Below are 17,375 nucleotides of genomic sequence, written 5' to 3'. Positions count from 1 at the left end.
ATAAATTCCTCTTTTCTGCATTTCCCTCATCTGTAAATCAAATAAAATACCTCCGATTCCTTTTGAGCGAACGGATTCTTTTACTCCAATAGGGCCAAATCTGGCATCATTACCATCAATTTTTCGCATGCAATATCCAATTATTTGGTTTTCCTTATCCGTAGCAATTAAAATAGTATCTTCTGCTTCTCCATTACGAATGGCCTGTAAAATATTTCTTACCCAGCCGGCGTCAAATTCTCCTTCAACAAATTCCAATAATTTTTCCATATAGGATAATGAATATGTAATGAAACTGATTCCTTCTTCCTTTAACTGCACTATCATATCTTGAGTTTCTGGCGGTATACTATAGGAAAATAGGTTTTTTTGCATACTTACCGCATCTGTTCCTTTTACATAACCACTTTGTTCAAAAAAAGTCAACGCTTTTTCATATTTCAAATCCACTCCGGGGGTAAAATAATTCGGACTGTAAGCGCATAAGGTAATCTCTTTTACCTGCTCTTTCTTAAGACGTTTTTCCACTTCATTAAGCAGCGCTTTTCCATATCCTTTTCCTTGATACTGGGTTGCAACAAACATAATGCTGATCCAGCCTCTGTTTTCCTCAAGACCTCGTGTCAAATATGGATACCTTCTTTTAATTCCAAGGCAAAATCCTGCAACCTTATCCTCCACCAATAAAACAAGGGCAAGATTGGGATTAAAATTTTCATCCATTAAAACCTGCTGCAAAAATCTTTCTTCACTAATTGGATCAAAGATTAATGTTTCATTCCAGCCTGCAATAAGCTGCTCCATATATTCCTGTTTGTATGATTCTATTTTGTATTTTTCCATTATTTATTCCTACCCTGTTCTGCTTCGTATTGTTCTTCTTCTTTTAAAACCTGTTTTTCCATTACCTTGAAAAAAGGCAGGAACATGAAGAAGATAATCGCAATATTCATTAACGTGATAATTGGTGCTATAATATTAAACCCACTGCCAATAAAAGATGCCAATGGAGCAGGCATTGTCCATACCGTCATGGCAACAACAGCTGGAGTGATTCCTAATAAGCCAAGGATTACATTAAACACATAAAGTACAGCGAATCCAAGTACCCAGGGAACAAACATAAGTGGGTTTAGTACAACTGGCAGTCCATACATAACCGGTTCTGCAATATTGAAAATAGTTCCTGGAAGAGATAGTTTTCCTAATACTTTAAAACGTTTTACCTTGCTCATAGTACAAAGAAGTGCTATTGGAAATACAGAACATCTTACATAAAAATTAATCCATTGTTCAGTAAACATATATGGTATTTCCTGATGTGCCGCAAAGGCATTAATATTATCAGTGATCATTGTAGTCCAAACCGGCTGCATAACAGAGGAAACAATATTTGACCCATGTAATCCTACAAACCATAGGATTCTATCTAAAACAAAACCAATTCCCTGTGCAATGGGTCCGCTTCCACCTACTACCAGATATGCCGTAGCCTTATTTAACATACTTAGGAAGTCAAAATCTCCCAACCCCTGCCCAATCAAGGTACACAATATAATAACTGCACATACCGGAATCATACTGGTGAATGCCGATGCTATCATTGGTGGTACTGCTTCCGGCATCTTAATGGTAATTTTTCTTCCAATGAGAAGTCTGTAAATTTCTACTGCAAAAATACTAATTAGTAATCCACCAAATAAACTCGGAGAACCCAATATATATGCCGGCCAGTCAAAATTTGCACTAAGTTGTGAAAAATCAATAAAGCTAAGAAATGCAATCATAGCCACAACTGCCGATGCCACCGCAGTAACATTGGAATCTTTCTTGTTATAATAATCTCCAAGAAAGTAACCATTCAACATAGCTGCAATCAATGCCAATAAATTAATTGTGACAAAAACAATCTGAAGCAGCCATGGTCTGCATGGAGTAATCACGCTATCAATAGCTTTTGCTACACCAGGCATATTTAATCCGGTTTCTCCAGCGAACAATCCGCTTAGATTTAAAATAAGGGTTGCTGTAGCACCTAATACCATATACGGCATCAATGTTATAAAAGTCCTCTGTAATGCTTCGAGATATCGTACCTGCGACAGTCTTAACAGGGGTGGTGCTATCTTTTGTTCAATAAAATCTGTACTTCTTTCCAAAACCGTTTTCCTTGCTTGAGTTTCCATAATAGAATACCTTCCCTTTCTAACTTCTCTCTTTATTCTGTTTTACACATTATACAATAAGTTATATTCCTTTTCAATACTTTTCTCATTTCTTTTGAGAAATTTCTCATTATTTTGTTTTTTACATATGATGTTAATTTACCATTTTGTTTTTCTGTATGATATGATATAATTTTTACAGTTAAACATTATGTTATTATATGGAGAAATTTATATGAACCCTATGGAATTAATTAATCTACATGAATCAGAATTTACAAAATCAGATGAGAAAATAAAATTATTTGTTATGAATAATCCAGACTATATATCCTCTTACCCTATTGTTGATGTTGCTGCTAAAGCGGGCGTGTCAAAATCTGCCTTACTGCGTTTTTGCAAAAAATTAGGCTATAATGGATATTCTGAATTTAAATACGAGGTTTCTAAGTATCTCCTATCTGGCAGATTTAAAAATCCAACTGTTATTAAATCTAATATGGATATTGTTGAAAATTATATAAGTTGTATACAAAAGCTTCCGGCCTATATAAATGAAGACAGCCTTATTTCTTTTAGTAATTATATTCGTAATGCTTCCCGCATACGAATTTTTGGTCTTCATGAAAGCGGCCTGTCTGCCACTTATTTCACATATCGCCTTGCTTCTTTGGGAATTGATTCCGAAGCAATAATTCATAGCGGTATCTTTAGTGAAAAAGCCTCTTTTTCTACAACTTCTGATTTTAATATTTTTATATCTGTATCTGGTACAACCGATTGTATTACAGCAGCCGCAAAGACTTCTTTTGACCGGGATACTCCCTGTGCAATCATTACTCAAAATAGCAAGGCTAAGTATTCCAATAAATATGATTGCTTTATTTCCATTCCTTCTCTTAATTTGGACAAGAACCAGCTGTTCCTTGACTCACAGGCCATTATATTCATTACTATCGATTTGATTATTAATAAATTATCAAAATTACTTTAACTTTATTACTTTAATAAAATTATTTTCTATTCCACAAGACCCTGGCAAATATTTTACAAAACCCTAGCAAATATTTCATAGGGGCTTACTGGCTGTGTTATTATCAGTAAAAACTTTTGTGAAAATTTTTATAAAAAGCCTTTTAATATTTTTTAATATTTTATTTTAATATTATTTAGTATTTTATTACTTTACTCTTTTAATTTAGTACCTATTGACATTAATCCTCTTTCTTGTTATTCTAACTTGGAAAAAGTAAATATAAAATTTAGTTTTCTAGGGTTCCGTAATAGAATTATTAGTCTGGTCCAAGAGAAAACGCACAGTCTTATAGACTGTGTACACGGTGGGATAAAAGCCTAGGAGTTTATTTGAATACTCCTAGGCTTATTTTTTGTTCATATGAAGGAGGAAATAAAATGTTAGGATTACTAATTACAACAATTTTGACAAGCGCTGCAGACAGCCTTAACCCAATTGCTATAACACAGCAATTTGTCTTGCAGGGCATGGTAAAAAAGCCAAAGCATATTTGGTTTTTTATTATACCAACCGGGGTTACAAACTTGATTGGTGGATTTTTGGCATACTTTGGCCTAATCACCTTCGTAAGTGATTTTTTGGGCAAGCTTATGAATGAATATGGGCAAATGCTGTATACGTTTGAACTGATACTAGGCATTGTTTTTCTTATTGCCCTTTTTCATTTGATTCATAATACTAAGATTGAATCACTTAAAAGCCAAATTTTATCCTTGAATTCTGGTGATAACAAGAAAAATGATGAAACAGAAACCGCAGGTAAAATAAAATCTGTATCTCCAACGGCCTTACTGGCATTAGGTATATGCGCAACTATTTCAGAATTGACAACTGCCTTGCCATATTTTGCGTTTTTGGCCGTCCTCTTTAATTACCAACTTTCATTTATACAAGTGGCATTCATACTTGTTGTTTATAATACCATCTACACATCACCATTGTTGATTTTATACTTTGTTTATATCAAATCCCAAGATAAGTTTGATCGTCTTTATACGATTATAAAAGCAAAGATTACCAAATGGTCAAATATAATCGCGCCTACTGCCGTTGGCCTTATTGGCTGCTTGATGGTCTATCATTCTGTGTCACTTTTATTAAAATAATCGATTAGTACTAAAACCCATGGTATAAGTGGCTTATTGCAGGCTGTCCATATTTCATGCTTACGAACTGAAGTAAGGCCTGCTTATTCCAAGCCTTGTTACCTACTTATAAAATCCGAACTTTCGAAAAGTCCTGTCGGCAGATAACTTGGGTGGGAATCATTACCGCTAATGCTGTAATTGTTTTTGTCTCAATTATACCCATTGTGATATACCACGAAAAGAACAGACGAATAGTATAAGCATTTTAAGCGGCAACGGTAACTAAAGGTATCACACACTACACTTTGTTTCGGGAAGTCGTGTGCTAAGGGGCGAGGCACTTGGGAATTCCCGTCAACAAAACAGGCTGCATATTCCCATTGAGGGAACATACAGCCCTTTTGTTGTCAGCAGCCCCTTTCTGGTTCTGCGTTTAGTTTCTTGTAAATTGACCTAAACTATAGTGCAAACATAATAAATAATATTATATATGTTTTTTTGATATCTCTATTCACTAATAAGTAAGTGGCACCTAATAAAAAACCCAATACCATTACTTCTAATCCAACCAATATACTATTTTGGGTAAATGCATGTGCTAATCCCCATGTAATTCCACAAATTACCTGCTTATATTACAAAAAACCACCCAGTGTCTCTCAATTCCCCCACTGTTAATCGTTTAATGAAAAAATCCTTTAAAGGCAGCAGAAGATGGCTTTAAAGGATTTTTTCATTATTGCTGCCCAATACTTCTCTTCTATCGAATCGTTCATGAAGACTACTATATCTTTATGAGCCGCTAATAACTGCATCTTTGCGAATACCAACATCCCCCAAATAAATCGAACCTTTATCTGTCTTATCGAAAATGAAGCTGATTTGGCTAATCTGCTCAGGCTGGAAAGATGGATTGACTGTTTTGAAATCGGCAAGCGGGAAAGTAAAGTTTTGGAATATAGGCTCCCTTGCAGGCAGTAGTGATGAAAACGGCCACTTAACAATATTTCCCTTTAACATAGGCAATAAGCCAGCTACACTGCTTAAAGCCAGGGATGCCGTATTGCCGTTCTTATCCGCTACCTGAACAGTTAAATCGACGATCCCTTCCTGTATGCCTGATTTCTTCTTCTCCCGGTCAGCCATTGAAAAAACAATAGAGCTCCTTGGATTTGCGGCAATACCAGTGTCAGGTAAAACAATCGTATAACTGGGAAGCTCTCCAGCGGTTGTACGATCCCATTCAAGCCGGGCGGCACTGTACAATCCATCGGCATATTTCATCTTGACCTTTTCTTCCGTCCATTCCTTCAATGCATTTCCAACCAAGCGCCCACCACTTATTGTGGTGGTAGACAAATCAATATCCTCATCAAAGTTTGTGATCAGCGTTGTGTTGCTATCCCAATAATTTCCGATGTACATCGTGTCTGGAAGCCACTCTCTGGCGTAACCAATGTCCTGGAATATGCTTCTGTATTGAGCTTGTTCATGCAAAGTGGCTTCCAGAAAGGAAGAGATGAGCACCTTCGCTACTTGCAATTGTTCCTCTTGGGGCAAAAGCTGAGCTGTATTATAGAGCTTGTTGGCAAGACCAATGCTGTCTCCTCTGCCCCATTCCGTATTAAACTGTCCGTGGTTGGCACCATACACATAGACCGATGCTTTGAAGTGAGGACTTTTGTCTGTAAAGCTGATTCGACTGTATTGGCTTTCGCTGTCAAAGGAACTGACATCCATATCGTGGGAGCCATGAATGGTCAGATAGCTGATATCATTCAACTGGGTAGGCTGATCAGCAGGCTTGTATTGGCCATCCGTGCCGGCAATAGAAACAATGGATCGAATGCCAAAGTTATAGTCAAATTTTATATTGCCATCCTCTGGAGATGCAGACAGCTTGTTGTATGCTGCAGCTACTGTCACCGCCTCACCACCACGGGAATGACCAATCAACGATATCCGGTTCATATCCACTTTATTGAAGAACGGATTGTCCCTTGTACTGTTCCATTCCTCCCATACCTTTAAATGCTCCAGCATAAGCCAGCCTCGAGCTGAATTTTCATTTTTTAGTACTTTCAGCATTAACAAGTCATCATAGGGTGAAGTATTCAAGAAGTTCTCATCAATAGAGACAAAAATATAACCTTTGCTGGCAAGCAAATTGCCTAAATAAGCATATCCAGGGTCTGAATAGTCAGTAGCCAGGTGATTGCCGTGAACAGCAATCACTAAAGGAAATGGACCCTTTCCATGGGGATACCAAATCAGCCCATTAAGCGCCATCTGATCTGGCCCGAATCCAAATGTATTTGTGCGGATGGAGGACCAATTTTTCACAAAGGACGATCCGTCCACTGACTTCGTGATCAGTGAATTCTCGGCATTGAATTCCTTTCGATAGCTGTTGGCACTTCCGTATGTCAATGTCTTGACTTGATAAGAACCCGGTTCTGCTGGATTAGCCATCGCAGTCAGATAACCGTCGACCGCCTTCATGACCTGTAGCCGGTAAGGTTTTGGCAATTCACCATTGCCATTGCCAAACAGCCAAATACCCCCTAAAAAAATGCAGATTAAGGCCAAGCCTGCCGTTATACCGGACATTATTCTGGACACTTTGCTTGCCTTGCTATATTGACCGGTTATCCAGCGAAAAATTAACATCCCCAGTAAGGAGAAGGATACGATGGTGAATATAGAAATAATAAACATTAACGGCAAAGGACCAATAAAGCAGATAATCAGGATACAGAGAGAAGTAAGAGCAAGCCATATGTAGCGGGTGGGTATTTTCTTCGTCCAATGAAGCAGCAGGGCTATTACACCAGCCAGCAGCATCATAACCAGCAGAAATATAGCGATTCCAACGAGGTAAGGTACTGTTCCATGTGATCCGATTATGTTATACCCTTGCACGAAATATAACAACAAAGCTATAATTCCTAATGCAAGGGATGCTCCTTTCCATCCAGGAGAAAGCCGTGCCGGATGTTTCGGAAAATTAGCAATACGAGATAATTTGAATTTTCTCTTTTTCTTTTCTTGCAACGCCGGCTCCGGCACAAAATTCTTTCTTTTATTTTGATTTTCTGACATAGAATACCTTCTTTCTTTTTGGTTTTGTCTAGCCTGAATACTTCTGCAAATAAGTCCGAATCTTAGAAACACTTCCTCAATTATGCCCTTTAGACACTGCTGCATTGGATACCCCCACATAAGCAGCTACATTCCCTTGAGTGAAAAAACAATTTACTACCTCAGCTTTTTATTTATAATAAAAAAACTTCCAGTGCCAGTCCAACAAACAAATCACTAGGATAGGTTGCGTTTGAACAAGGCACACGCCGCGAAGGCTCAATCGGAAGTTTTTCCGCCTTTTATAGTAACCGTTTTGACCTCCGGTGTTTTAGTTGGTTCGGGCGCCGGTATATTGGTTGGCTCTAAAACCGGTGCTTCTGTTGGTTCCGTAGTCGAAGTGAGGTCCGCTGTATCGCCATTTTTCCCACATGATGACAGTGCCAGCATGGCGATAAGAATAATAAAACTAATTTGTTTTCGCATATTTAATATCTCCTTATATATGGTATTTTTCACGCAAATACCGCAGGGCGAGCTTTTACGGACAATACTTTTATATCATGCATTATCTGTTGCATTTGTAAACAGTAAAATATAGGATTCTTAATAACTACTCGTTCCCATATCTTACTTCCATTCCTTCCATAAATCTGGCTGGAATCCAACCGTTGCCTGCTTTCCATTTCTGACAATTGGTGTCTTTAGCAACTTCTGATTTTCCAATAGCTTCTCATCTTTATCTTCAGCAGCAATATACTTGATAAGTGCCCAGGCATCCTTGTCCTTACAGTTTTCATCCAGCATCTTATCAAGACCCCCCACAGCTTGCTTTACGCTGTTATACTCACCCTTGCTCATGGCTTTTTCCTTCATATCAATGAACTGATACTTGATGTTTCGCTCTTTAAAATATCGCATGGCCTTCTTCGTGTCAAAGCACTTGTTTGTGCCAAAAATCTGTATATTCATAATCCCTCCTGATCTTCAATTCTTGCTGGGATGACCATATGCATCGTTATTCTCATATCATTCTGCATCGGCTCAGCAGGTATTATTTCCCCCTTGCCCAGAACATTTAAATTGCTGATGCGCAGAAACTCTATGACATCCAGTAATTTTCTTCTTTGCATAAAGAATATCATAAAATTAACTTTAACTTTATAATCGCAAAACATAGTAAAACTTCCACATTAAATCTTAAGTAGCTTTTTCATATTCTTCTTAGTATCAAAGTTTTTCTTCTAACTCAACCATTATATCATATAGACCATCTAATGGGATAGTCATATCATAAGCCTAAATCCCTCTGTATCGGATATCTTCAGATCAGTTGCCAATTATAAACGTTGCTATAAATATAAAAATATTCAAATGAAAATAGCCCATAATAAATTACTACGGACTATTTCCTAAAATAACTGTATATTATATATTGAATATAGATTTTATATAGATGATGCCTCTTTTTCAAAACAAATTATATATCCTTATTTCAATACCTCTGCTATTATTTATATATAATATCATAATATACCTGGTTCTTTTCCATTTCTACTTTTGCATAGGATATATTTATTTTACTATTTTAACTCTATTTGAAATATCTTCTTTTTCTTTCTCAGCTGGATGAGATCCAATTCCACCAAAAGGCATTTGCGCATTTAAAATATAGTTCTCTGGTAGCTCAAACAGTTCTCTAACCATCTTATCTATAATTGGATTATAATGTTGAAGTGAAGCACCTATTCCTAACTCTCTTAATCCACTCCAGATACTTAATTGCAGCATTCCAGATGATTGAATAGCCCAACCTGGAAATCTATCTGCATATAATGCAAATTGGCTTTGAAGGTTTTTGACAACATCCTCATCGTAGAAATAAAGTATTGTTCCATAACCATTTTTAAAGCTATCAATTTTTTCTCTTGGAACCATACCTTCGAATACATCATAAATATTATCCCACAATTGATTCTGCTTTTCTCCTGTTACAACTACAACTCTTGAACTTTTCATATTAAAAGCATCGGGAACTAATTCTGTAGCTTTCTCTACTAAATCAAATACCTTTGCTTCCTCTACTGGTAAGTTTTTATTAATATCGTAATATGATCTTCTTTCTTTTAATGATTCTAAAATTTTCATAATTCTTTTTCCTCCATAATCATAAATTTATTTTATTCTTTATTATTATCTTAATACTCAACTTTTTCCTTTAAAAAGCTTCCATTTCTTAATTCCCTAAATGCTAAATCTAGTTCTTCTTTACTATTCATTACTATAGGTCCGCCCCAATATACCGGTTCCTCTAATTTCTCTGAACTTATAAATAAAATCTGTATATCATCTTGAAGAGACTCTATATCCAGTGAACTTCCATTGGTTAACTTAACTGCTGTCTTCTCACTTATGGTTTCGCCTGCTACCTTAGCATCACCGGATAATAAAAATACCATTACTGATTTATCTGCATCCGTTTCAATAGTAAATTTATTATTTGCATCTAGCATTATATGATAATAATCTAGGGGTAAATATTTCCCTGTGAAACCTTTATGTTCTTTATATTCTCCACTTATAAGTCTTAAAATTCCACCATCAATAGGAATTTCTTTTATTTCTTCTTTCTTTATACTATAATATTCTGGTGGAGCCATTTTATATTTTTGGGGCATATTTAGCCAAAGTTGAACTCCAAGAAGTTTATCAGAAGCAGGCAGCTTTTCTTCATGTAATATTCCAGACCCCGCTGTCATCCATTGTACTTCTCCATCTGTTATCCCATCTTCATTTCCTAGACTATCTTTATGAACCATATTTCCATTAACTACAAGACTTATGGTTTCTATTCCTCTATGAGGATGCATTGGAAAACCTGCTACATATTCTTCAGGATTTGTGCTTTCAAAAGAGTCTAGCATTAATATAGGATCGAAGGTCTCAACTGTAGTATTTCCCAAAACTCTAACTAAACTAACTCCTGCTCCATCTGTAGTTTTAAATCCTTTAATCTTATCCTTTACTTTTCTTTCCATCTTTGATACCTCCAAATATTTTCATATAATTTAATATTTGTTCCTGTTCTTCTTTGCTCCAGATACTTATCATAGAAATGATAATTGCTTCATTTTCTGGATATACAATATCCATAAGTTCTCTACCCTTTTGTGTAATATGGAGTATGACTCTTCTCTTGTCGTTCCGATCATTTCTTTTCTCTAAGAAACCTTCCTTCTCCAAGTTCTTCACTATAACAGGGATGGTTCCACTAGTACTTAATATTTTATCCTGAACCTCTCCTATCGTTAGATCTCCCTTATGATAAAGGGCTTCTAATACAGCAAACTGACCACTGGTTAATCCATATTTTATATAAATTTTATTAGTAGCTCTATTTATCTTGTTTAAAGCTCTGTTCATTCCTATAAATATTTTAAGTTCTGTCTTATTCATAATTTCACCTTTTTAAATAATTTAATTATGCTTGATATCTCTAGTTAGATATAACTTACTCTAATTAGAGGTATTTGTCAAGGCCTTTTTTAAACTTTAAATAAAAGTTAAATTCTGCACTTAGTCCAGAAGAATATAAAAACACAAAAAAATAAAGCATCTACAACAATACTGTTAATTTAAGATGCTCCATTAAAGGTTTTTTTGCTGAGTAGTTGCCCTCTTCTAAGACAACTTCTTTAGTACCCAGATTATCGTTTAAATTACTCTTATTTGGTCAACCGTTTTTTATTGCTCATATAATTCGAAATTAGTATAGTAAGACCTATTAATAATAATAATATAGCAGCCAAAAGCATTCCTATTGCAACTTTATCTACATATTTACCTATAGATAATTTAAAAATACCACTAATAATTCCAGCAATAAATAATAAATTAGAAATAATATTATCGAGCGATATAATATTCTTTATTGAAATAGAAATAATGTTTTTTATATATTTCCAATCATAATTTCCATCAAACCAAACAAACTTTCCTAGTAGCAATGCAAACCACTTTAATGTAATAGTAAAATTGGTAAACTCAGTATAATTCTTTTTTAGATTTATTACAAATGGACTTACTTCTTTAATATTGCTATAAAAAGATAAAGTTGCACTATATATAATCGCTACCATTAATGCTGTCATAAAAGAATTAAGTATTAAATCCATAAAAGCTTCTCGATTGTTCAAATACCCCTTTAACCTTCTCTGATTTAAATTTTCATTAACTTTTTCTCCCACACATTCTTTTTTAAGTAATTTATCATATAAGAAAGTAAATGTTTTCTTTAAGAATAAGCCTATAAAAAGCATCGATAGCGCCAAAGGTAAGCCCGTTTCAACTATATTTTTCGGAAAAAGTTTAAAAAAATTAATATAATTTAAACCCGCATCACAAAGTATTATATAATAAAGTATCAATAATGTAATACTTTTAATAATATGTGCTAAGATTTCCTCCATATATTGCTTTTTAGAATTTGTTTTTATTTTTTGCATATATTTTATACTAAAGCTTGCTATTACTAAAGTTAAAAGAAATCCTATAAATTCTAAACCCATATTCAACTTCTCCATACATTATAATAATCTTTCTTATTTACTTTTTTCTCATACCCATACGAGTACATTAATATTCTTGACCACTATATACTGCCGTTAAACTCAGTTATTTCTCATTCGGAAATGTATTAGGATTATCAAAATCTATCATACAACACTTTCCTCATCTTTCATTATTATATAAACAAATAGAACCTCCGTTGCGGAAGCTCTATCTATTATAATTTGTGAAATGATATGTTTTATTGTTTTTTAATATTCTTTTCCAATTCATGCGATCCTTCAATATTCTTAAAATATATACCGTTTGCTTTTCATTATCTATAATATAAAATAACAAATACGACTCAAAAACCTTTTTATGTATGGTGTAGCCCCTATATTTAATACCAGAATCTGAAAATTTCAAAGGAAACACTCCTGTATTGCTTACTTCTTTGTTCAGATTACCATATAGTTTTTCGGCTGCACCTGGATCCCCTAAATCTATGTGGATATACTTAACAAAATTAAATATGTCATCTATGGCTTCATCTGTCACAAGAACCTTATAATTCATTTTTCATTTTATCTCTGACAATTTGGAATGCTTCGTCTACAGTATGCAATCTTCCCGATTCCATATCATCAATCCCTTTATCAAGATAAGAAAATAGTGTTTCCATTGCTGTTTTTTCATCAAATTGATCAAAATTATTTTTTACGGCAGCTTCCATTCAACACATCTCCTTTCGTATTACTTTGCCTATATTATATACGATTTTTCTTGAAAAGTATACACCGCTTTACTTAAGTTTTCACAATTCACAATTTCATCTATATTACTTTGATTTCTTTAATATATGAGGCTCCTCCTATAGCTATTTTTGTATTACTACCCACCTCTTTCCGGTTCCTCTCGTTCTGGCTTCCGCGCGCCCAGTTTCATTAGTTGCCCCATACTGTAATCTATGATTTTTGCCTTCCGCTCTGAAATCATTATAGTATAAAACTCCTTTTGCACCGCTATAAGCTCTAAATTTATTTATTTCGCATGATGTAAAATCAATCATGAATACAGTCCTCCTTTCCCTCTGTTCCAAGATACTTTGCACGCAGATAGTCCGCTTGCTCCCCCGTAATTAAGCCCGCCCAAAGGTCGGCATTAATTGCTCCATATAGTTCATCCCACAGGCAGTCAAGGTATAGTACATGCTCCTTTTCACCTTGTAAATAGTTCTTTATCGCTTTTTGTACGCTTTCGACAGCCCGGTTTCTAGGTACGTTTTTTCATCTTGATTTCTTGTGGCTGTACTTTTTTCTGTCTCTGGCTCCAGTTCCAACAATTCTTCAATGGATAATCCAAGTACTTTGGACAGTTTAGACAGCGTTCCTGCACTGCATCGATTAAGTTGAGTCTTCCCCGTATAAATATCCGAGAGTGTTGCCCAAGGAATATCACTAGTTTTCGATAAACGATATCGGGACATTTGCATATCATGTAAAAGCTGTTGTATTGTCATTTTCATCACCTAAATCCTTTATATCGGTGTTCCGATATAGTGTCAAGGGTGGTTATAATACAAAATATATGTGATATATATGATTCGGATTTTAGAATTCTCAAAGAGACTCATACGTTTTTTATTTCATTTATAAGGGTTTATATGAATTATGTGTTAATGCGCATAATATAAATTTAGATTGTAATTTGTAAATATTATGGCATAACTAAAACTTAAATTGTACTCATTATCCTACTTTATTTGCTATCGATAGTTTTCTAGGCATTTAAAAAACTTAAAACTTTATGATTAAAGGCCTTTGCTTCTTCATACGCCATATGCCCAAGTCCTTTAAAAATTACTAACTTGCTGGCAGGTATTCTTTCAGCAATTTCCTCTGATGAGTTTTTGCCTACTACTTTATCACTGTCACCACCTATTACTAAAGTTTCACACTTTATTCTATCTAGTTCATTATAGGAATTATGCTGAATGCAGGCATTTGCTTGAATGATAAATCTACTAAAATCTTTTGGTTTGCCTATTCTACTAAGAATAGGATATAGTAGCCTGTATTTTTTGATATTCTTATCACTATATGATTTTTCAGTTGTATCAATGATTATGCCTTTATAGTCATTTGCTTCAGCCATTGCTACCCAACTGCTAATAACACTGTGCATTGTTTCATTTTGTCTAGATACCGTCACAGCCAAAACAAGCTTGTCGATCAATTGTGGGTAGTCAATAGCAATGTATTGGGCAATCATTCCACCTTGAGAAACTCCCATTATAGAGGCTTTAGAAATTCCAAGCTTTTTCATTACTTCTACCTGATCTTTAGCCATGTCTTTTGTGGAATAACCTTCCTCTAACTGATTCTTTCTACTGAAGACATACACCTTATAGTCTTTTGTAAATTCCCTATACATTACAGCAAAGGCAGTTGCCGTACCTTTAACTGTTCTTAATGCATCACCCAAACCAGGAATTATAATTAGATTTTTTTGACCGTTTCCAAAAGAGATGTAATCCATATCGGTACCGCCTATTTTAATATTTCCGTTTATTGCATTAAACAACCCCCAAATACCTCCTTTCTCCATTCTTAGTTTTATACAATATTGTATAAATAATCTGTCTAGTGAATTCCTGTTTATATGATTGGCAATAACTAATGTATATGTCAAATAAAACTACTAATGTTCATCTATAGTATATTATTTATCTTTCATCCTATCAACCAATTTTAAGACATTAGTAAAGAGCAATTATGCAAGTCACTTTTGCTCCACCTAGTTCTTCTGAATTTGAAAGCAACAATTGCCCTCCTTGTTTTTTCAATAAAGTGTTTGCAATATAAAGTCCCATTCCATAATGATTTTTTACACTTCTGCTCTTATCTCCCTGATAAAATTCTTGCGTCGCTTTTACAAGTTCCTCTTTATTAAACCCTCTTCCTGAATCTTCCACAACAAAGAAAAGTTGTTCTGATTGACAGTAGGTTGTAAACCGTATCACCTTCTCCTCAGAACAATAGAAAACTGCATTCGAAATAATATTATTCAATGCTCTTTTTAAAGACATCTCATCTATATAGAAAAAGTCTGGCATTTTCTCCTGATTAATCTTATTCATAAGAAATATGATTTTTTTAGGATTGCATAGTGCACTTAATTCATTTTGAATGTTCTGTAAAAAATCTTTTAGATTTATTTTTTCTTTTTACTATGGATACTGCTTTTTCTGACTGATTCATTTCAATCAAGGTTTGAATATAAAATTGAATCTGATCAACTTCCTCTAAAATGTTTTGATTTAATTTTGCATCTTCTTTTAATAAATGGGATTCACTAAGTAGCTCCGCATTTCCACTAATTATTGTAAGTGGAGTTTTTATATCATGCACCAGTGCATTGAACTGGCTTTTTCTTTCCTCTTCTAATTTCCAACAACAAGTCAGTGAAGCTGCCAACTCCTTTTTCAGTGCGTCAAGTGACATAAGTATCTCATTGAAATCAGATACCTTTGTAGAATGAATTTCAAAGCCTAAATTTTTCTCTTTTATTTGTAGCGCTGCATTTTTTAAAATTAACAGTTCTTTTCTCATTTTTCTCTGAAACCATCTTGAAATTACAACCATTCCTACTACTAATGTAGATGCTACATTGGCTATAAAAGCTTTAGATGATGCCTATAAGCTTCAGAAACCTGCTGAGGGTCTAGGTAATTTTTTAAGAAACCAATGTAAGGGAATCCATAAACTGGCCATCTTCAATTTTCTGGCCAACTTTCGAATAAATATTCCCACAACCAAAAGCCACTGAATGTCATCTGAACACTCAATGGCTTAAACTATTGATATTACTGAACTTTATTGTTTTTCTAACTTCACAATAACTTCAACGTGAACACTATGCCCAAATTGATCCACCACCTGAATTTTAGATATTTGATACTCTTCATCACACAAATACTTTAAATCCCTAGCCAAAGTTGCCGGATCACAGGATACATAGACAATTTTTTTAGGTGCCATAGCCAGAATGGTATCCAGCAGGCTTTCCTCACAGCCTTTTCTTGGGGGATCAACTACGATAACATCTGCATAGACGGAATCTTCTTTATATTTCTTAGGAAGTATCTCTTCTGCTGCCCCTACAAAGAATTCTGCATTGGTGATGTGATTTATCTCTGCATTTTTTCTGGCATCCTCAATTGCCTGAGGAACAATCTCAACACCATATACTTGTTTTGCTTTCTGAGCTAAGAATAAGGATATGGTTCCAATTCCGCAGTAAAGATCCCATACCGTTTCTTCTCCGCTAAGACCGGCGTATTCCAGGGCTGTTTCGTATAAAACTCTTGTCTGAATAGGATTTACCTGATAAAAAGACAAAGGTGATATTTGATACTTAATATCTCCAATATAATCTGTAATATATGGCTTGCCCCAAAGAGTTTTTATTGTATCACCTAATATTATATTGGTTTTTTCTCTATTAATATTAAGGCTTATACTTGTCATATGAGGTATCTGACAAAGACTTTCAATAAGCTGCTCCTTATGGGGAAGTTCCTTACCGTTAATAATTAAGCATACCATGATTTCCCCTGTGGTAAAGCCTACACGGGTCAGAATATGGCGCACTAAGCCTTCATGTTTTTCTTCGTTATAAATACTAATATGATATTCTTCTAAAAAATGACGAACCCTTTGTAAAATCTCCTCATTCACGGGTGCCTGAATATAGCAATGGCTGGTATCTATAATTGAATGAGTCCTTCCAGCATAAAAGCCAATAACCACTTTTCCATCTTTATTGATACCTACTGGAAACTGGGCCTTATTTCGATAATAAAAAGGTTCCTCCATTCCTATAATCGGTTCCATTATATTTTCCTGGCTGAATGTTTCTACAGGAAAGCCACCAATTCTCTCCAGGCAGTTCTTTACTTTATTCTGTTTATATTCCAGCTGCCTCTTATAATCCAGATGCTGTATGCTGCAGCCACCGCATTTATCTGCGATGGGACATTTGGGGGTTACCCGGTAGGGAGATGGTTCTATGATTTCTATCAGTCTTCCATATCCGTAGGACTTTTTTGTCTTCATTAGCTTTGTTTTAATCCTGTCTCCCACAAGAGCATTCTTTACAAAGATAGTGTAACCCTGATATTTTCCAATTCCTTCTCCATCTGAACCAATATCTTCAATATCTATTATTACTTCATCATTCTTATTCACTATCATCTATGTCTCCATAAATTCTTTTAATTTTTTATATATTTTCTCACAGAAGATTTTAAGATATCCCCAAGAATTATATTTTACAATTACTTTTCCATTGAACACAATGAAATAACTGCTTATTCCTGGAGTTCCCAATTCATCCGCTTAGTTGAACTTCGGGCATGATTCAGTCAAAAACATTTCTTATATCCATGCAAAC

At 34.8% G+C, this 17,375-nt stretch carries 20 protein-coding genes and 1 riboswitch; of the genes, 2 read left to right on the top strand and 18 right to left on the bottom strand.

All coding sequences use genetic code 11. The features are described 5' to 3' along the window. On the bottom strand, positions 1-843 hold an 843-nt coding region (locus RT261_RS05680), incomplete at its 3' end, for a GNAT family N-acetyltransferase (protein WP_313130480.1). Beyond that, positions 843-2,186 carry a PTS sugar transporter subunit IIC gene (locus tag RT261_RS05675; protein WP_313130477.1) on the bottom strand — a complete coding sequence of 448 codons (1,344 nt, stop codon included), beginning with the start codon at positions 2,184-2,186 and terminating at the stop codon, positions 843-845. The genes RT261_RS05675 and RT261_RS05680, both read right to left, overlap by 1 nt. Before the next feature lie 214 nt (positions 2,187-2,400). Between RT261_RS05675 and RT261_RS05670 the strand changes: the two genes are divergently transcribed. Both RT261_RS05670 and RT261_RS05665 read left to right on the top strand, forming a co-directional pair. Then, positions 2,401-3,159, top strand: coding sequence for a MurR/RpiR family transcriptional regulator (locus RT261_RS05670; RefSeq protein WP_313130473.1), 759 nt, complete (start codon positions 2,401-2,403; stop codon positions 3,157-3,159). Positions 3,160-3,424: 265 nt separating this feature from the next. Continuing rightward, a riboswitch (guanidine-I (ykkC/yxkD leader) is annotated at positions 3,425-3,527 on the top strand. A gap of 51 nt (positions 3,528-3,578) precedes the next feature. Continuing rightward, the gene (locus tag RT261_RS05665) at positions 3,579-4,307 is read left to right on the top strand and encodes a GAP family protein (protein ID WP_313130471.1); all 729 of its coding nucleotides are present in this window, start codon (positions 3,579-3,581) and stop codon (positions 4,305-4,307) included. Between the two features lie 774 nt (positions 4,308-5,081). Here the strand turns inward: RT261_RS05665 and RT261_RS05660 are convergent. The 16 genes from RT261_RS05660 to rlmD form a co-directional block, all read right to left on the bottom strand. Further along, positions 5,082-7,391: a hypothetical protein gene (locus tag RT261_RS05660; protein ID WP_313130467.1), complete on the bottom strand. Its 2,310-nt coding sequence runs from the start codon at positions 7,389-7,391 to the stop codon at positions 5,082-5,084. Positions 7,392-7,649: 258 nt separating this feature from the next. Beyond that, entirely contained in the window at positions 7,650-7,856 is a 207-nt protein-coding gene (locus tag RT261_RS05655; RefSeq protein ID WP_313130463.1) for a hypothetical protein, read from the bottom strand. A 144-nt stretch (positions 7,857-8,000) separates the two neighbouring features. Further along, positions 8,001-8,342 (bottom strand): arsenate reductase family protein, encoded by a 342-nt coding sequence (locus RT261_RS05650; RefSeq protein ID WP_313130460.1) that lies wholly within the window; start codon positions 8,340-8,342, stop codon positions 8,001-8,003. Next, positions 8,339-8,548, bottom strand: coding sequence for a hypothetical protein (locus tag RT261_RS05645; protein ID WP_313130458.1), 210 nt, complete (start codon positions 8,546-8,548; stop codon positions 8,339-8,341). Before RT261_RS05645 ends, RT261_RS05650 begins: the two co-directional genes overlap by 4 nt. A gap of 397 nt (positions 8,549-8,945) precedes the next feature. After that, positions 8,946-9,518: a nitroreductase family protein gene (locus tag RT261_RS05640; RefSeq protein ID WP_313130457.1), complete on the bottom strand. Its 573-nt coding sequence runs from the start codon at positions 9,516-9,518 to the stop codon at positions 8,946-8,948. Between the two features lie 50 nt (positions 9,519-9,568). Next, a complete protein-coding gene (locus RT261_RS05635) occupies positions 9,569-10,408 on the bottom strand; it encodes a pirin family protein (RefSeq protein ID WP_313130454.1) in 840 nt (279 codons plus the stop codon). After that, positions 10,386-10,826 carry a MarR family winged helix-turn-helix transcriptional regulator gene (locus RT261_RS05630; RefSeq protein ID WP_313130452.1) on the bottom strand — a complete coding sequence of 147 codons (441 nt, stop codon included), beginning with the start codon at positions 10,824-10,826 and terminating at the stop codon, positions 10,386-10,388. The genes RT261_RS05635 and RT261_RS05630 overlap by 23 nt, the downstream gene beginning before the upstream one ends. Positions 10,827-11,095: 269 nt before the next feature. Next, positions 11,096-11,938: a hypothetical protein gene (locus RT261_RS05625; protein WP_313130449.1), complete on the bottom strand. Its 843-nt coding sequence runs from the start codon at positions 11,936-11,938 to the stop codon at positions 11,096-11,098. 211 nt (positions 11,939-12,149) lie between these two features. After that, positions 12,150-12,497: a type II toxin-antitoxin system RelE/ParE family toxin gene (locus tag RT261_RS05620; protein WP_313130447.1), complete on the bottom strand. Its 348-nt coding sequence runs from the start codon at positions 12,495-12,497 to the stop codon at positions 12,150-12,152. Continuing rightward, positions 12,487-12,654, bottom strand: a complete 168-nt coding sequence (locus tag RT261_RS05615; protein WP_313130446.1) for a hypothetical protein — start codon at positions 12,652-12,654, stop codon at positions 12,487-12,489. Before RT261_RS05615 ends, RT261_RS05620 begins: the two co-directional genes overlap by 11 nt. Before the next feature lie 144 nt (positions 12,655-12,798). Beyond that, a complete protein-coding gene (locus RT261_RS05610) occupies positions 12,799-12,990 on the bottom strand; it encodes a hypothetical protein (RefSeq protein ID WP_313130445.1) in 192 nt (63 codons plus the stop codon). Between the two features lie 168 nt (positions 12,991-13,158). Beyond that, positions 13,159-13,440, bottom strand: a complete 282-nt coding sequence (locus RT261_RS20900) for a helix-turn-helix domain-containing protein (protein WP_331665416.1) — start codon at positions 13,438-13,440, stop codon at positions 13,159-13,161. Positions 13,441-13,700: 260 nt separating this feature from the next. Continuing rightward, on the bottom strand, positions 13,701-14,504 hold the full coding sequence (locus tag RT261_RS05600) for an alpha/beta fold hydrolase (RefSeq protein ID WP_313130444.1): 804 nt from the start codon (positions 14,502-14,504) through the stop codon (positions 13,701-13,703). A gap of 175 nt (positions 14,505-14,679) precedes the next feature. Then, positions 14,680-15,060 (bottom strand): ATP-binding protein, encoded by a 381-nt coding sequence (locus tag RT261_RS05595; RefSeq protein WP_313130442.1) that lies wholly within the window; start codon positions 15,058-15,060, stop codon positions 14,680-14,682. A 40-nt stretch (positions 15,061-15,100) separates the two neighbouring features. Further along, complete coding sequence (locus tag RT261_RS05590) at positions 15,101-15,532, bottom strand: histidine kinase dimerization/phospho-acceptor domain-containing protein (protein ID WP_313130440.1); 432 nt, start codon at positions 15,530-15,532, stop codon at positions 15,101-15,103. Positions 15,533-15,796: 264 nt separating this feature from the next. Further along, positions 15,797-17,176: a 23S rRNA (uracil(1939)-C(5))-methyltransferase RlmD gene (gene rlmD, locus RT261_RS05585; protein ID WP_313130437.1), complete on the bottom strand. Its 1,380-nt coding sequence runs from the start codon at positions 17,174-17,176 to the stop codon at positions 15,797-15,799. Positions 17,177-17,375 lie beyond the last annotated feature (199 nt).

The sequence above is a fragment of the Anaerocolumna sp. genome (assembly GCF_032079385.1).
GTDB lineage: Bacteria > Bacillota > Clostridia > Lachnospirales > Lachnospiraceae > Anaerocolumna.
The sequence above is the reverse complement of the archived record's forward strand: the minus strand, read 5'-3'. Positions and strand labels throughout refer to the sequence as shown.

Bases quoted from the DNA above. Each gene is read 5' to 3' on its own strand.
- RT261_RS05675 (WP_313130477.1), bottom strand. From the start codon at position 2,186: ATGGAAACTCAAGCAAGGAAAACGGTTTTGGAAAGAAGTACAGATTTT.
- RT261_RS05670 (WP_313130473.1), top strand. From the start codon at position 2,401: ATGAACCCTATGGAATTAATTAATCTACATGAATCAGAATTTACAAAA.
- RT261_RS05665 (WP_313130471.1), top strand. From the start codon at position 3,579: ATGTTAGGATTACTAATTACAACAATTTTGACAAGCGCTGCAGACAGC.
- RT261_RS05660 (WP_313130467.1), bottom strand. From the start codon at position 7,391: ATGTCAGAAAATCAAAATAAAAGAAAGAATTTTGTGCCGGAGCCGGCG.
- RT261_RS05655 (WP_313130463.1), bottom strand. From the start codon at position 7,856: ATGCGAAAACAAATTAGTTTTATTATTCTTATCGCCATGCTGGCACTG.
- RT261_RS05650 (WP_313130460.1), bottom strand. From the start codon at position 8,342: ATGAATATACAGATTTTTGGCACAAACAAGTGCTTTGACACGAAGAAG.
- RT261_RS05645 (WP_313130458.1), bottom strand. From the start codon at position 8,548: ATGTTTTGCGATTATAAAGTTAAAGTTAATTTTATGATATTCTTTATG.
- RT261_RS05640 (WP_313130457.1), bottom strand. From the start codon at position 9,518: ATGAAAATTTTAGAATCATTAAAAGAAAGAAGATCATATTACGATATT.
- RT261_RS05635 (WP_313130454.1), bottom strand. From the start codon at position 10,408: ATGGAAAGAAAAGTAAAGGATAAGATTAAAGGATTTAAAACTACAGAT.
- RT261_RS05630 (WP_313130452.1), bottom strand. From the start codon at position 10,826: ATGAATAAGACAGAACTTAAAATATTTATAGGAATGAACAGAGCTTTA.
- RT261_RS05625 (WP_313130449.1), bottom strand. From the start codon at position 11,938: ATGGGTTTAGAATTTATAGGATTTCTTTTAACTTTAGTAATAGCAAGC.
- RT261_RS05620 (WP_313130447.1), bottom strand. From the start codon at position 12,497: ATGAATTATAAGGTTCTTGTGACAGATGAAGCCATAGATGACATATTT.
- RT261_RS05615 (WP_313130446.1), bottom strand. From the start codon at position 12,654: ATGGAAGCTGCCGTAAAAAATAATTTTGATCAATTTGATGAAAAAACA.
- RT261_RS05610 (WP_313130445.1), bottom strand. From the start codon at position 12,990: ATGATTGATTTTACATCATGCGAAATAAATAAATTTAGAGCTTATAGC.
- RT261_RS20900 (WP_331665416.1), bottom strand. From the start codon at position 13,440: ATGACAATACAACAGCTTTTACATGATATGCAAATGTCCCGATATCGT.
- RT261_RS05595 (WP_313130442.1), bottom strand. From the start codon at position 15,060: ATGAATAAGATTAATCAGGAGAAAATGCCAGACTTTTTCTATATAGAT.
- RT261_RS05590 (WP_313130440.1), bottom strand. From the start codon at position 15,532: ATGAGAAAAGAACTGTTAATTTTAAAAAATGCAGCGCTACAAATAAAA.
- rlmD (WP_313130437.1), bottom strand. From the start codon at position 17,176: ATGATAGTGAATAAGAATGATGAAGTAATAATAGATATTGAAGATATT.